Genomic DNA, 16,720 nt, shown 5'->3' with positions numbered 1-16,720 from the left:
CGTCCAGACCACGCCGTCCCGACGCGCCCACGGAGGGGCCCGGTGAGCGAACAGAACGAGCAGAAGCTGCGCGACTACCTCAACCGCGTCACCATCGACCTGCGCGAAACCCGCCGACGGCTGCGCGAGGCCGAGTCCCGCAGCCGCGAGCCGATCGCCGTCGTCTCGATGAGCTGCCGCTTCCCCGGCGGCGTCCGTACCCCCGAGGAGCTGTGGGACCTCCTGGCCGAGGGCCGGGACACCGTCACCGGCGTGCCCGGCGACCGGGGCTGGGACTCCGCGCGGCTCACCGCGGGCGGCGTGCCCTGTCAGGGCGCGTTCCTCGACGGCGCCGCCGACTTCGACGCCGAGTTCTTCGCCGTGTCGCCGCACGAAGCCGTCGCGATGGACCCGCAGCAGCGGCTGCTGCTCCAGACCGCGTGGGAAGCCGTCGAGCGCGCGGGCATCGACCCGGCGTCGCTGCGCGCCACCCGCACGGGCGTGTTCGCCGCCGCCATCGACCAGGGCTACGCCCAACTCGGCGCAGGCGCACCCGAGATCGTCCAGGGCTTCCTGATGACCGGCAACTCGATGAGCGTCATGTCCGGCCGCGTCGCGTACGCGCTCGGCCTGGAGGGCCCTGCGGTCACCGTCGACACCGCCTGTTCGGCGTCGCTCGTCGCCCTGCACCAGGCGGCGCGGGCGCTGCGCGCCGAGGAGTGCTCCCTCGCCCTGGCGGGCGGTGTGACCGTGATGTCGCGGCCGTCGGTGTTCACCGAGTTCAGCCGCCAGGGAGCCATGGCCGCCGACGGCCGCTGCAAGCCGTTCTCGGCCGCCGCCGACGGCACCGGCTGGGGCGAGGGCGTCGGCGTGCTCCTTCTGGAGCGCCTGTCGGACGCCCGCAGGAACGACCACCCCGTCCTCGCCGTGCTGCGCGGCTCCGCCGTCAACCAGGACGGCGCGAGCAACGGACTCACCGCGCCGAACGGCCCCAGCCAGCAGCGCGTCATCCACGCCGCCCTCGCCGACGCGGGCCTGTCCGCCGCCGACGTCGACGCCGTCGAGGCCCACGGCACCGGCACCACCCTCGGCGACCCCATCGAGGCCGACGCGCTGCTCGCCACGTACGGCCGGGACCGTCGCGGCGAACAGCCCCTCTGGCTCGGCTCGTTGAAGTCCAACATCGGCCACACGCAGGCCGCCGCCGGGATCGCGGGGGTCATCAGGACCGTCCTCGCGTTACGCCGAGGACGGCTGCCCGCCACCCTCCACATCACCGAGCCGACCCCGCACGTCGACTGGAGCCAGGGCACCGTCGCACTTCTGACCGAGGCCAGAGAGTGGCCCGGTACCGGCGCGCCGCGCCGCGCGGGCGTCTCCTCCTTCGGCATGAGCGGCACCAACGCCCACGTCATCCTGGAACAGGCCCCGGAGCCCGAGCCGCGGCCGCAGCCCGCGGGCACCGCCCCGGACGTCGTGCCCTGCGTGCTGTCGGGGCGCACCGCGGCCGCCCTGCGCGACCAGGCCGTACGGCTCAGGGCGCGCCTCGCCGCCGATCCGGAGGCGCGCCCCGTCGACGTCGGCTACTCGCTCGCCACCACGCGGACCGCGTTCGCGCACCGCGCCGCCGTGACGGCCGCCGACCGAGGTGAACTCCTCGCGTCGCTCGACGAGGTGGCCCGCGCCCCCGAGAGCGCGGTGGACGCCGTCACCGGCCTCGCGGAACCCGGGCCCGGCCGGGTCGTCATGGTCTTCCCGGGGCAGGGCGCGCAATGGCCCGGCATGGGACGCGAACTCCTCGACACCGCACCGGAGTTCGCCCGCTCCATGGTTGCTTGCGAGGACGCGCTGTTCCCCTACGTCGACTGGTCGCTGCACGACGTCGTACGCGGCGCACCCGGCGCGGTCGCACTGGATCGGGTCGACGTGGTGCAGCCCGCGCTGTTCGCCACGATGGTGTCGCTGGCCGCCCTGTGGCGGTCCTGGGGCGTCGAGCCGGACGCGGTGGTGGGGCACTCCCAGGGGGAGATCGCCGCGGCGGTGGTCGCCGGGGCGCTGTCCCTGGCGGACGGGGCGAAGGTCGTCGCCCTGCGCAGCCGGGCCATCGCCGCGCTCGCGGGCGACGGCGGCATGGTCTCGCTCGCGGTGCCCCCTGAGCGGGCCGAGGAAGTGACCGCCCCCTGGGCCGGACGACTGTCCGTCGCCGCCGTCAACGGCCCCGCGTCCGTGGTGGTCTCCGGTGCCGCGGCGGCCCTCGCCGAGCTGACCGAGGCGTGCGCGGCGAGCGGTGTCCGTGCCCGCACGGTCCCCGTCGACTACGCCTCGCACTCCGCGCACGTCGAGGGCATCGAGCAGGAGATCCTGACGGCCCTCGCCGGGATCGCCCCGGCCGCCTCCCGCGTCCCGCTCTTCTCCACCGTCACGGGAGAGTGGCTGGACACCACGGCCATGGACGCCGGGTACTGGTACCGGAACCTGCGCCACACCGTGCGCTTCGAGACCGCCGTCCGCGCACTCGCCGAGCAGGGCCACGGGGTCTTCCTCGAAGTGTCCCCCCACCCCGTCCTGACGGTGCCGGTCCAGGACACCGTCGAGTCCGCGGGCGTCCCCGACGCCGTCGTCACCGGCACCCTGCGCCGCGACGAGGGCGGCCCGCGCCGCGCCCTGACCTCCCTGGCCGAACTGTGGGCGCGCGGCGTGCCGGTGGACTGGCGAAAGGTGTACGAGGGGTGGGACGCGCACCGCGTCGACCTGCCCACGTACCCCTTCCAGCAGCGGCGCCACTGGCTGACGCCCGTCCCGCCGCAGCCGCCCGTCGAGGGCGACGCGGACTTCTGGGACCTGGTGGCACGCGGCGACGTCCCGGAAGCGGCCACCGCCCTCGCCGTCGACGCCGCGCCCCTCGGCGAGGTCCTGCCCGCCCTGAACCGCTGGCGCCGCCGCAACACCACGGACGCCTCCGACGCGTGGCGCTACCGCGTGGACTGGCACCCGGTCCCCGACCCACCGGCACCCGCGCTCACCGGGACGTGGCTGGTCCTGGTCCCCGAGGGACACGAGAAGAGCGAAACGGTGCGGGGGGCCGTGCGGGCGCTTCGGGCACATGGGGCCGAGGTGGTCGCGGCGGGGGTGGGAGAGGGGGCGTACGGGAGGGGCACGGGGCCCGCGATCGGTGAGGACGCCGAACTGGACGAGGCCCGTCGCGCCCACGAGGCCCGTCGCGCCCACGAGGGCCGTAGCGCCGACGGGACCGACTGCACCGACTGCACCGACGAGGCCGACCGCGCCGACGAGGCCGACCGCGCCGACGAGATCTGTCGCGCCGACGGCCCCCGCCGCGCCGTCGAGACCGACCGCCCCACCGAGCTCTCCACCTCCGACCGCGCACGTCTCGCCGACGTCGTCACCACCGCCACTGTCACTGCCACCGGCGACCGTCCCCTCGCCGGGGTTCTCTCCCTGCTCGGGCTCGCGGACCAGCCGCACGTCCGTCACCCGGGGCTGCCCACCGGCACGGCCCTGACCCTCGCGCTCGTCCAGGCGCTCGGTGACCTCGGCGTCACCGCGCCCCTGTGGTGCGCCACGCGTGGTGCCGTCTCCACCGGCCCGGACGATCCGCTCACCGCGCCCGCGCAGGCGCAGGTGTGGGGCACCGGCATGGTCGCCGCCCTTGAACACCCGCGGCGCTGGGGAGGGTTGATCGACCTGCCGGACACGGTCGACGCCCGGTCCGGTGAACGGCTCTGCGCCGCGCTCGGCGGCCCGCAGGGTGAGGACCAGCTCGCGGTGCGCCCCACCGGCCTTTTCGCCCGCCGTCTCGTCCGCGCCCCCCGGCCCGCCCGCGCCGCCCGCGCCTGGAAGCCCCGAGGCACCGTCCTGCTCACCGGAGGCACCGGCGCCCTCGGCCCGCACCTGGCGCGCTGGCTGGCCCGAGGCGGTGCCACGCACCTGGTCCTGCCGGGGCGGCGCGGAGAAGCCGTGCCCGGCGCGGCCGGACTCCGCGCGGAGCTGGCCGAGTCGGGCACGACGCTCGCGATGCCCGCCTGCGACCTGGCCGACCGCGCCCAGGTCGAGCGGCTCCTCGCCGGGCTCGACGCGGACGGCACGCCCGTCACCGCCGTCGTACACGCCGCCGCGCACATCGCGCTCGCCCCGCTCGCCACCATCCCCGCGGCGGCATACGAGCGTGTCGTCGCCGCCAAGGCGGCGGGCGCGGCACACCTCGACGCGCTGCTCGACCGCGAGCTCGACGCGTTCGTGATGTTCTCCTCGATCGCCGGAGTCTGGGGAAGCGGCGACCACGGCGCGTACTCCGCCGCCAACGCCCACCTCGACGCCCTCGCCCAGTACCGGCGCGGCCGCGGTCTGAGCGCGACCACCGTCGACTGGGGCATCTGGCGGGCGACGCCCCCGGCCGGGGGCGGCACGCCGTCCACCGAGAGTGCCGACCTCTTCAACCTCGAAGAGCACGGCCTGCCCCGGATCGACGCCGAACGGGCACTCGGGGCGCTCCAGCAGGTCCTCGACGACGACGAGACACTCGTGACCGTCGCCGACGTCGACTGGGAGCAGTTCGCCCCGGTCTTCACCTCAAGCCGCCCAAGCCCGCTCCTGAGCACCGTCCCCGAAGCCCGCCGCGCCCTGGAGGGGCACGGCGAGGACGACGCACCGGCCGCCTCCGGGCTGCGGCGGCGGCTCACCGCGCTGCGGCAGCCCGCCGAGCGGGACCGGCTGCTGCTCGACCTCGTCCGCGGCCACGCCGCCGCCGTCCTCGGCCACGACCGCACCGAGGCCGTACCACCCGGAAAGGCGTTCCAGGAGCTGGGCTTCGCCTCCCTCACCGCCGTCGAACTCCGCAACCGCCTCAACAAGGCGACGGGCCTGCGGCTGCCGTCGACTGTCGTCTTCGACCACCCGTCGGCAGCCGCGCTCGCCGCCCATCTGAAGTCCTGCCTGCTCGACGCGGACGAGGCGGCGGCGATGGCTGCGGTGGTGTCGACGGGCGTGGCGGACCCCCGTCCCGACGCGGCCGACGAGCCGATCGCCATCGTCTCCATGGGCTGCCGCCTCCCCGGCGGCGTCACCTCACCCGAAGAGCTGTGGCGGCTGCTCGCCGACCGGGGCGACGCCGTCACCGGATTCCCCGCGGGGCGCGGCTGGGACCTCGACGCGCTCTACGACCCCGATCCGGAGAACCCCGGCACCTCGACCACCCGGCACGGCGGATTCCTGCACGACGCCGCCGACTTCGATGCCGCCTTCTTCGGCATCTCGCCCCGCGAGGCCCTCGCCATGGACCCGCAGCAGCGGCTCCTCCTGGAGGTCTCCTGGGAGGCCCTGGAACGCGCGGGCCTCGATCCGGAGTCGTTGCGCGGCAGCAGCACGGGTGTCTTCACCGGCGTCAACTACAGCGACTACGGCGCCGCGGTGGCCCGCTCCGCGGAGGGGGAGGGCCATCTGCTGACCGGCAGCGCCCCCAGCGTCGTCTCCGGGCGCGTCGCCTACACCCTGGGTCTTGAGGGCCCCGCGGTCACCGTCGACACCGCCTGCTCGTCGTCCCTGGTCGCCCTGCACCTGGCCGCCCGCGCGCTGCGCGCCGGGGACTGCTCGCTGGCCCTGGTCGGCGGCGTCGCGGTGATGGCGACGCCCGGAGCCTTCATCAGTTTCTCCCGGCAGCGCGGCCTCGCGGCCGACGGCAGGTGCAAGGCGTTCGCGGAGGGCGCCGACGGCATGGGGATGGGCGAAGGAGCCGGCGTGCTGCTCGTCGAGCGGCTGAGCGAAGCCCGCAGGAACGGCCACCCCGTCCTCGCCGTGCTGCGCGGCTCCGCCGTCAACCAGGACGGTGCCAGCAACGGCCTCTCGGCCCCCAACGGGCCAAGCCAGCAGCGCGTCATCCGCGCCGCCCTCGCCGACGCGGGCCTCTCCGGCGCGGACGTCGACGTGGTGGAGGCCCACGGCACCGGCACCACTCTGGGCGACCCCATCGAGGCGCAGGCGCTCCTCGCCACGTACGGGCAGGACCGGCCCGAGGGGCGGCCCCTCCTGATCGGCTCCCTCAAGTCCAACATCGGGCACACACAGGCCCTTTCGGGTGTCGCGGGCGTCATGAAGACGGTCCTGGCCCTGCGCCGCGCCCTCGTCCCGGCAACGCTCCACGCTGAGCGGCCGACCACCCACGTCGACTGGACCGAGGGCGACGTGGCGCTCGTGACCGAGGCCGAGCAGTGGCCCGAGACGGGCAGGCCGCGCCGCGCGGGCGTCTCCTCCTTCGGGCTCAGCGGCACCAACGCCCACGTAGTCCTGGAGCAGGCCCCGGAGGCCGCGCCGGAGCCCGACCAGCCGGAGCCCGAGCGCGCCCGCACGGTCCCGGTCGTTCCGTGGTGCCTGAGCGCCCGGTCCGCCGAGGCCCTGCGCGACCAGGCCGAGCGCCTGCTCCACCGGCTGACCCGGGCGGATCCGGCCGACGCGGCGGACGTCGCCCTGTCCCTCGCGGGGCGCACCGCGTTCGCGCACCGCGCCGTCCTCGTCGGCGGGCCGGACCGTCTGCTGTCCGCCCTGGAGGAGTGGGTGGCGGGCGCACTGCCCGCGGCGGGTGGCGTCGCCGACCCCGAGGCCCGCACCGTCCTGGTGTTCCCGGGGCAGGGCTCGCAGTGGACCGGCATGGCCCGTCAACTCCTCGACGAGAGCCCCGACTTCGCCGACTCGATGCGCGCCTGCGCGGACGCGCTCGCCCCGCACGTCGACTGGTCGCTGCTCGACGTCGTGCGCGACGGCGGCGGCCTGGACCGCGTCGACGTGGTGCAGCCCGTCCTCTTCGCCGTGATGGTGTCGCTCGCGCGGCTGTGGCGTGCGTACGGCGTCGAGGCGGACGCGGTAGTGGGGCACTCCCAGGGGGAGATCGCCGCCGCGGTGGTCGCCGGGGCACTGTCCCTGGCGGACGGGGCGAAGGTCGTAGCCCTGCGCAGCCGCGCGATCGCCCGGCTCGGCGGGCCCGGCGGCATGGTGTCGTTCGCGCTGGGTTCGCGGCAGGCCGCCGAGCGGATCGCCGGGTGGGAGGGGCGGCTGTCGGTGGCGGCGGTCAACGGACCGTCAGCGGTGGTGGTTTCCGGTGACGCGGACGCGCTGGACGAGCTCGTGGCGGGGTGCGAGGCCGACGGGGTGCGCGCCCGGCGCGTCGACGTCGACTACGCGTCCCACTCCGCGCACATGGAGGCCCTCGAAGCCGAACTGACCACCGCCCTCAAGGACATCGAGCCCACCGTCGCGGACGTCCCGCTGTACTCCACGGTGACGAACGGCTGGCTGGACACGGCGACGATGGACTGCCGCTACTGGTACGCCAACCTCCGTCGCACCGTGGGCTTCGAGTCCGCCGTCCGCGCCCTCGCCGCGGCGGGCCACCGTACGTTCATCGAGGTGAGCCCGCACCCGGTCCTCACCCCGGCCATCGAGGAGACCCTGGAGTCGGCGGGCGCCGAGGCGGCCGTGCTCGGCACCCTGCGGCGCGACGAGGGTGGCATGGAGCGCGTGCTCCTGTCCCTCGGTGCCGCCTGGGCGCACGGCGCTCCCGTCGACTGGGCGCCGCTCTTCGCGGGCACCGCCGCCCGCCGCGTCGACCTGCCCACGTACGCCTTCCAGCACCGTTCCTACTGGGCCGTGCCGGGCCCGGCGCGCGACGGCGATGTCACGGCGGCGGGTCTCGGCGCGACCGGACACCCCCTCCTGGGCGCGGCCGTCGAGCTCGCCGACAGCGGCGAGACGCTGCTCAGCGGGCGGATCTCGGTGCGCACCCACCCCTGGCTCGTGGACCACGCCGTATCGGACGTCGTGCTGCTGCCCGGCGCCGCGTTCGTGGACCTCGCCGTCCGCGCCGGTGACGAGGCCGGATGCCCCGTCCTGGAGGAACTGACCCTCCAGGCACCGTTGTTGCTCCCCGCGACCGGCGGCGTACAGCTCCAGGTGCGCGTCGGCGCCCCGGACCGCACGGGACGCCGCACCGTGGAGGTGCACGCCCGGCCGGACGCGCCCGACGCGCCGTGGACGCCGCACGCCTCCGGGTTCCTGTCGGAGGCGGTAGCGGACGGGCTACCGGTGGACGGGGGGAGCCGTCCACCCGCCGGTGCGGAGACGGTCGACGTCGGCGACCTCTACCAGCGGTTCGCCGCGGCCGGATACGGCTACGGCCCCGCCTTCCAGGGGCTGCGCGCCGCCTGGCGCCACCGGGGCGACCTGTACACCGAGGTATCCCTGGACGAGGACCAGCAGACGACGGCCGGATCCTTCGGCATCCACCCCGCGTTGCTCGACGCCGCGCTCCAAGGGCTGTGGCTGGCGCCCCAGGGTGCGGGTGCGGGTGCGGACCTCGCGCCCGGCGCCGCGCGGCTGCCGTTCGCGTGGACCGGCGTGACCCTGCACGCCTCCGGAGCCACCGCCCTGCGCGTCCGCCTCTCCCCGGACCCCGACGGAACCGTCTCCCTCACCGCGCACGACCTCTCCGACCGTCCGGTGATCACGGTGACCGGCCTCGCCGTCCGCCCCTTCGACGTAGCCGCCCTGCGCACCGCCACGACCCCGACGGCGGACGACGGCCTGTACCGCGTGGAGTGGAAACCGTTGCCCGGCGCCAACGCCCGTTCTGCGCCTTCCCGTTGGGTCACCCTCGATGCAGGTGTGCCGCTGCCCGACGCCCAGCCAGACCTCGCAAGCCTCATCGCCGCCATCGACAACGGGGCACCCGTGCCGGACGTCGTCCTCGTGCCGTGCCCGGTCGCCGACGGTGACGGCGATGGCGATGGCGATGGCGATGGCGCGGCCACCGTACGGACCGTCGTGGGCGCCACCCTCGCGCTGCTCCAGGCATGGCTCGCCGACGAACGGTTCGCCGACACCCGCCTGGTGTTCCTCACCCGCGGTGCCGTCCGCACCGGGTCGGACGACAGCCCGGGCGACCCCGCGGCCGCGGCCGCCCGGGGCCTGGTGCGCTCCGCCCAGTCCGAGCACCCCGACCGCCTCGTCCTCGTCGACGCGCCGGACCACGCGGAGCTTCTCACTCTGCTGCCGGGAGCCCTGGATCTCCGCGAGCCCCAACTGGCCCTGCGTGACGGCAAGGTGCTCGCCGCGCGCCTCGCCCCCGTACCGGCACCGGAGCCGCCCGGTGAACGTCCCACGACACTCGACCCCGGAGGCACCGTCCTCGTCACCGGGGCGGGCGGCGTGCTCGGCGGGCTCGTGGCCCGGCACCTCGCGGCCCGGCACGGGGTGAGGCACCTGCTCCTGGCCGGGCGCCGCGGAGCCACCACGCCCGGGGCCGACACGCTCCTCGCCGACCTCCAAGCCCTCGGCTGCGACGCGGAGTTCGCGGCCTGCGACGTCGCCGACCGGGCGGCCGTCGCGGAGCTGCTCGCGAGGGTGCCGGCCGAGCACCCGCTGGCAGGCGTCGTGCACGCCGCCGGCGTCCTCGACGACGGCGTCGTCACCTCGCTCACACCCGAACGCCTCGACCGCGTCCTGCGCCCCAAGGCCGACGCGGCCCTCGTCCTGCACGAGGCGACCCGCGACCTGCCGCTGTCCGCGTTCGTCCTCTTCTCCTCCGCCGCGGGCGTCATCGGCAACGCCGGTCAAGCCAACTACGCGGCCGCCAACGCCTACCTGGACGCCCTGGCCGAGCACCGCGGCGCCGCGGGTCTGCCCGCGCAGTCCCTCGCCTGGGGGCTGTGGGAACAGCGCAGCGAGATGACCGGCACGCTGGACGGGGCCGGGTTCCGGCGGATGGCCCGCGGCGGTGTCGCCGCGCTCTCCGACGACCAGGGCCTCGCGCTCTTCGATGCCGCGCTGGGCCTCGACGACACCCTGCTCGTGCCCGTACGGCTCGACACCGCCCGACTGCGGGCGGACGCCGCGCGTGGCTCCGTGCCGCCGCTGCTGAGGGGCCTGGTGCGCGGCGCCCGGCCCGTCGCCGCCAGGGCCGACGGCAGCCAAGTGGCATCGCTGCGCGAGCAGTTGGCGTCCTTGGGCGGCGAGGAACGCCGGGCGCGGATCGAGGAGCTGGTACGGGCGCGCGTCGCCGACGTGCTCGGGCACGGCGGCCCCGAGGCGATCGACCCGGAGCAGGCGTTCAAGGATCTCGGCTTCGACTCCCTGACCGCCGTCGACCTCCGCAACCGCCTGAACGCGGCCACCGGCCTGCGCCTGCCCGCCACCCTCGTCTTCGACCACCCGACCCCGGCCGCGGCGGCCGCGTACGTGACCGCGCGCCTAGCCCCGCCCGCCGAACAGGCCGCCCCCGCCCGACCGGACGACGACCGGGAGCTGCGACGGCGGCTGGCCGCCGTCCCGGTGGCGCGGCTGCGCGAGGCCGGACTCCTGGACGCGGTGCTCCGCCTCACCGAGGCCGACAGCGGGGGAGCGGGCAGCGCGGGTCCGGACCTCGCGGACGACCCCGACGCGATCAGGGAGATGGAAGCGGACGCACTCGTGCGCATGGCACTGGGCGGCGGCGAGCGTGGCTGACCCGGCGCGGGACGAAAGGAAGCACATGTCCACGGACCAGGTGGTCGAGGCCCTGAGGGCCTCCCTCCTCGACAACCAGCGCCTGCGCAAGGAGAACAGCAGGCTCGCCGACGAGGCCGACGGCGCCCGCGAACCGGTCGCCGTGGTGGCGATGAGCTGCCGCTTCCCCGGCGGCGTCGACTCCCCGGAAGACCTCTGGGAACTGCTCGTCAAGGAACGGGACGCCGTCACCGGCTTCCCCACCGACCGGGGCTGGGACCTCGACGGCGTCTTCGACGACGACCCGGACGCGCCGGGAACCTCGTACACGCGCGAAGGCGGATTCCTCCACGACGCCTGCGCCTTCGACGCCGGCTTCTTCGGGATCTCGCCCCGCGAGGCCCTCGCCATGGACCCGCAGCAGCGCCTGCTCCTGGAGACGTCATGGGAAGCGGTCGAGCGCGCGGGCATCGACCCCCGCACGCTCAAGGGCACCCGCACCGGCGTTTACGCGGGCGTCATCTACAGCGAGTACGGCTCCCGTCTCGCCCGCGTCCCCGAGGACCTGGAGGGCTTCCTCGGCACCGGATCCATCCCCAGCGTCGCCTCCGGACGCGTCGCCTACACCCTCGGCCTCGAAGGGCCCGCGGTCACCCTGGACACCGCCTGCTCCTCCTCCCTCGTCGCCCTCCACCTGGCCTGCCAGGCCCTGCGGGCGGGCGACGCCACCCTGGCTCTCGCGGGCGGCGTGACCGTGATGGCCACGCCCGGCTTCTACGTCGGGTTCAGCAGGCAGCGCGGCCTCGCTCCGGACGGCCGCTGCAAGTCCTTCTCCGCCGCCGCCGACGGCGCGGGCTTCGGCGAAGGCGCAGGCATGGTCCTCCTGGAGCGCCTGTCGGACGCCCGTCGCCACGGTCACCCGGTCCTCGCCGTCGTCCGTGGCTCCGCCGTCAACCAGGACGGCGCCAGCAATGGCCTGACCGCCCCCAACGGCCCCGCCCAGGAACGTGTCATCCGCCAGGCCCTGGACAGCGCGGGACTGACCCCGGCCGAGGTCGACGCCGTCGAGGCGCACGGCACCGGAACCGTGCTCGGCGACCCCATCGAGGCACAGGCGCTCCTGGCCACGTACGGGCAGCGGCCCGCCGGGACGCCGTTGTGGGTCGGCTCCCTGAAGTCGAACCTCACGCACACCCAGGCGGCCGCCGGGGTCGGCGGCGTCATCAAGACGGTCCTCGCGCTCCGCCACGGCGTGCTGCCGCGCACCCTGCACGTCGACCGGCCCACCCCCCAGGTCGACTGGACGGAAGGCGGCGTGTCCCTGCTCACCGCCGCGACGCCGTGGCCCGCCACGGGCCGCCCACGCCGCGCCGGGGTCTCCTCCTTCGGGGCCAGCGGCACCAACGCCCACGTCGTCCTGGAGCAGGCGCCGGAAGAACCGGCGGGGGAGCGGGAGGAGTTCGCGGGACCCATCGCCTGGCCGCTGTCCGCCAAGGGCGCGGCGGCGCTGCGCGGCCAGGCCGCCGCCCTGCACGCCCACGTCCTGGCCCGGCCCGAACTGTGCCCCGCCGACATCGGTCTCTCCCTGGCCACCGGCCGCTCCCGGTTCACCGACCGCGCCGTCGTGGTGGGCTCCGACCGCGCCGAACTCCTCGACGGCCTCGGCGCACTGGCGCGCGGCGAACTCCTCACCGAGGGCGCCACCGGCACCGCCCCGCGCGGCGGCCGCAAGGCGGTGTTCGTCTTCCCCGGGCTCGGCGCGCAGTGGCCCGGCATGGCGTGCGGACTCCTCGACGCCTCACCGGTGTTCGCCGCCCGCGTCGCCGACTGCGAGCGGGCCTTCGCCCCGTACCTCGACTGGTCGCTGGGCGCGGTGCTGCGCGGCGAGCCGGGCGCGCCGGCCCTGGACCGCGTCGAGGTCCTGCAGCCCGCGCTGTTCGCCGTGATGGTGTCCCTCGCGGCCGTGTGGCGCGCCCATGGTGTCGAGCCCGCGGCGGTCGTCGGCCACAGCCAGGGCGAGGTAGCCGCGGCGTGCGTCGCCGGAGCCCTCACCCTGGAGGACGCCGCCCGCGTCGCGGCCCTGCGCAGCCGCGCCCTGGCCGGTGTCACCGGCGGGGGCGGCATGGCCACGCTGATGATGTCGGGCCAGGAGGCCGAGCGGCTGCTCGCCGAACGCGGCGGAGAGGTGGAGGTCGCGGCGGTCAACGGCCCCCGCGTCGTGGTCGTGGCGGGCCCGTCCGCGGCCGTCCGCGACCTCGTCGCCGACCTGTCGGAGCAGGGCGTCATGGCCTGGAACATCCCCGTCGGCTACGCCTCGCACTCCGGCGCCGTGGACGCCGTGCGGGACGAACTGCGCACCGCGCTCGCCGGTATCGAGCCGCGCACGCCCGACGTGCCGCTGCTCTCCGCCGTCGACGCCGACTGGCTGACCGCCGACGGCATCACCGCCGGATACTGGTACCGCAACCTGCGCGAGCCCGTCCGCTTCCACGCGGCCGTGAACCGGTTGCTCGAAGCGGGCCACCGCACTTTCGTCGAGGTGAGCCCGCACCCCACCCTCACCTACGGCATCGCGGACACGGCGGCCGACGCCGACCTGCACGACGTGGAGGTGCTCGCCACCCTGCGCCGCGACGAGGGCGGCGGGCGGCGGCTGTTGCTCGCCCTGGGCGAGGCGTACGCGGCCGGGCTCCCGGTGGACTGGCGGCCCGCGTACGAGGCGACCGGGGCCTGGCGCGTCGACCTGCCCACGTACGCCTTCCAGCGGCGGCGCTACTGGCTGGACGCGGCCGCCCCCGGCGGCGACCCGGCCGCGACCGGCCAGGGCGATCCCGGCCACCCCCTGCTCGGCGCCGCGGTCGACCTGCCGGACGGCGGCACCCTCCTCACCGGGCGGCTGTCGACGGCCGCTCACCCGTGGCTCGCCGACCACGCCGTCTCCGGCACCGTCCTGCTGCCCGGCGTCGCCTTCCTGGAAATGGCGGCCCACACCGGCACCCTGCTCGACTGCCCGCAGGTCGAGGAGCTGACCCTCGCCGCCCCGCTGCCCCTGCCCGGCGCCGACGAGGCGACAGGCGTCCAACTGCGGCTCCACGTGAGCACCGTGGACGAGCGGGGGCGGCGCGCGGTCGCGTTCCACTCCCGGCCCGAGGACGCGCCGGACCAGGACTGGACCCAGCATGCGAGCGGCCACCTCGCACCCGGTGCCGCGCAACACCCGACGCCCGCCGGGCCCGCGCTCTGGCCGCCGGAGGGCGCCCGGCCGTTGAGCGTCGACGGCCTGTACGGCGCGATGGAGTCCCGGGGCGTCGAGTACGGCCCCGCCTTCCAAGGGCTGCGCGCCGCCTGGGGCCTGGGGGGCCGCGTCTTCGCCGAAGTCACCCTGCCCGACGGCGTGCAGGACGCCTTCACCGTGCACCCGGCGCTGCTCGACGCGGCCCTCCAGACGGCCGGACTGCGCACCCCCATCGACGGTGACGCGGGCAGCGACGGGGCGGCGGGCGTCCCCCTGCCGTTCTCGTGGAGCCGCGTCACCCTCGGCTCGGGCGCGGGGCGGACCCTGCGCGTGTCCCTGCGCCCCGACGGCACGGACGCGGTGAGCGTGCACATCACCGGCGAGGACGGCCGACTCGTCGCGGACATCGGGTCGTTGACCCTGCGCACGGCCTCGTACGACGGACTGCGCACCCTCGGCCGCTCGCTGTACCGGGTGGACTGGATCCGGGTGGAGCAGCCCACCGCCCCGCCCGTCCGTGGCCGCTGGGCGGTCTTCGCGGAAGCAGACGCCCGGCTGCTGCCGACGGGGTTCGCCGCCACGCCCCTCGCGGCCGCCGACGCCGCCCTGCTGCCCTGCCCACCGCCGACCGGACCCGACACGCCCGAGGCCGTCCACACCGCCACCGCGGCCGTCCTCGACCGCCTGCGTGCCTGGCTCGCGGACGCCGAGTCCGCCGCCGTCCCGCTGGTCGTCCTCACTCGGGGAGCGCCCGGGCCCGGCACGGAATCCGGGCGTGCCACCTCCGCCGCGGCCGCCGCCGTCTGGGGGCTGCTGCGCTCGGCCCAGCTCGAACACCCCGGCCGGTTCGTCCTGCTGGACACCGACGACCCGGACGCGACGGCCGCGGCCCTGCCCGCCGTACTCGTCACCGATGAGCCTCAACTCGCGCTGCGGGACGGCGCCTTGTACGCACCCAGGCTCGTGCGTGCCGAACCGGCCGCCGTGAGCGGCGAGGCGCCGTTCGACCCGGACGGCACCGTCCTGCTCGCGGGCGGTGGCGTCCTCGCGGACATCCTCGCCCGCCACCTCGTCACGCGGCACGGCGTACGCCACCTGCTGCTGCTCGGTCGCCGAGGAGCCGAGCGCCCCGGCATGGCCGAACTGGTCGCGGAGGTAAGGGAATTCGGGGCCGAGGTGACGATCGCGGCCTGCGACGTCACGGACCGCGAGGCGGTCGCCCAGGTCCTGGCCGGGATACCGGCACAGCACCCGTTGCGCGCCGTCGTCCACACCGCGGGAGTCCTGGACGACGGTCTGGTCGAGACGCAGACCGCCGAGCGGCTGCGCGCCGTGCTGCGCCCCAAGGTGGACGGCGCCCACCATCTGCACGCGCTCACCCGCGACGCGGACCTGACGGCGTTCGTCGTCTACTCGTCCGCCGCCGGGATCTTCGGCAGCCCCGGCCAGTCCACGTACGCCGCGGCCAACGCCGCACTCGACGCCCTCATGGCGGAGCGGCACCGTCTCGGCCTGCCCGCCACCTCACTGGCCTGGGGCCTGTGGGAGCAGCGCAGCGGACTGACCGCCGAGCTGTCCGACACCGACCTGCGGCGCATGAACCGCAGCGGCGTGCGCGGCCTTTCGGCGGCGCGGGGCATGGCGCTGTTCGACGGCGCGCTCGCCGCGGACGGGTCCGCCGGGCCCGTCCTCGTTCCCGTCGACCTCGACCTGGCCGCCTACCGCGGCCAGGCCGTGCCGCCGCTCCTGCGCTCCCTCGTCAAGGCACCGCCCGGATCTCGAACCGTGGTCGACGGTGAGTCCCTGCGCCGACGCCTGGCCGCCGCCGACGGGGACGAGCGCGGGCGCGTTCTCCTCGACCTCGTCCTGGGCCAGGCCGCGGACGTGCTCGGGCACGCCACCCCGGAAGTCCTGGGCGCGGACGAGGCGTTCCTCTCCGTCGGCTTCGATTCGCTGACCGCGGTCGAGCTGCGCAACCGGCTCGCCGCCCGCACCGGCCTGCGTCTTCGCCCCACCACGGTCCTCGACAGCGGCACCCCGGCCCGCCTAGCCGAGCTGCTGCGCTCCGAACTGGCCACGGCGACCGCGGACGACGACGGATCCGCGACCGAGCGCACGGCGACCGCGGATTCCGTCGGCACCCCGGATTCCGTCGGCACCCTGAATCCCGTCGGCACCCTGTTCCGGCAGGCCTGCGAACTGGGCCGGGTCGACGACGGCATCGCCCTGCTGAAGCACGCCGCGGCCCTGCGCCCCGACTTCCGCACCGGCAGCGAACTCCTGGCCGCGGAGGCCAAGCCGCAGCTGCTGCGGCTGTGCCGCGACGACAGCGCCCCGCAGCTGGTCTGCTTCGGCTCCGTCGTCGCGCTGGGCGGCGCGCACCAGTACGCGCGCTTCGCCGCCCGGTTCCGCGACCGCTACGGCGTCAGCGCGCTCGCGGCCCCCGGCTTCCTGCCGGGTGAACCGGTCCCCGCCGGGATGTCTGCACTCCTGGACTTCCAGGCGCGGACCCTGCGCGAGGAACTCGGCGAGCGGCCCCTCGTCCTGATCGGCTCCTCCTCCGGCGGCACCCTCGCCCACGGCGTCGCGGCGCGCCTCGAAGAGCTGGGCGCGGGCCCGGCCGCGGTGGTGCTGCTCGACACCTACCTCTCGGACAACGAAGGGATGACCCAGTTCAACGACGTACTGATCGGCGGCATGTTCGCACGCGAGGAACGGGCCGCCCCCATGGACGGCACCCGGCTCACCGCCATGGGCCGCTACTTCCGGCTCCTGGACACCTGGACGCCGCCCGACGTGAAGGCCCCCACCCTCCTCGTCCGCGCCCGGGAACCGCTCGGCGCACCCGATCCCGACGCGGGCGACTGGCGCGCCACCTGGCCGACCGCCCGGAGCGTCGTCGACGTGCCCGGCGACCACTTCTCCCTCATGGAGGAGCACGTCGACACCACGGCGCGGGCCGTCGCCGACTGGCTCGGCACCGTCCTCGCCCCCTCGACCACCCCCTGATGTCCCCTC

Annotated in this window: 2 protein-coding genes; both read left to right on the top strand. The window is 75.8% G+C overall.

All coding sequences use genetic code 11. The features are described from left to right. The first annotated feature begins 42 nt into the window (after positions 1-42). Positions 43-10,488 (top strand): SDR family NAD(P)-dependent oxidoreductase, encoded by a 10,446-nt coding sequence (locus ACZ69I_RS15535; RefSeq protein WP_470832606.1) that lies wholly within the window; start codon positions 43-45, stop codon positions 10,486-10,488. After that, positions 10,481-16,711: a type I polyketide synthase gene (locus ACZ69I_RS15530; protein ID WP_470832604.1), complete on the top strand. Its 6,231-nt coding sequence runs from the start codon at positions 10,481-10,483 to the stop codon at positions 16,709-16,711. The genes ACZ69I_RS15535 and ACZ69I_RS15530 overlap by 8 nt, the downstream gene beginning before the upstream one ends. Positions 16,712-16,720 lie beyond the last annotated feature (9 nt).

The sequence above is a fragment of the Streptomyces sp. NPDC036815 genome (assembly GCF_055609205.1).
The sequence above is the reverse complement of the archived record's forward strand: the minus strand, read 5'-3'. Positions and strand labels throughout refer to the sequence as shown.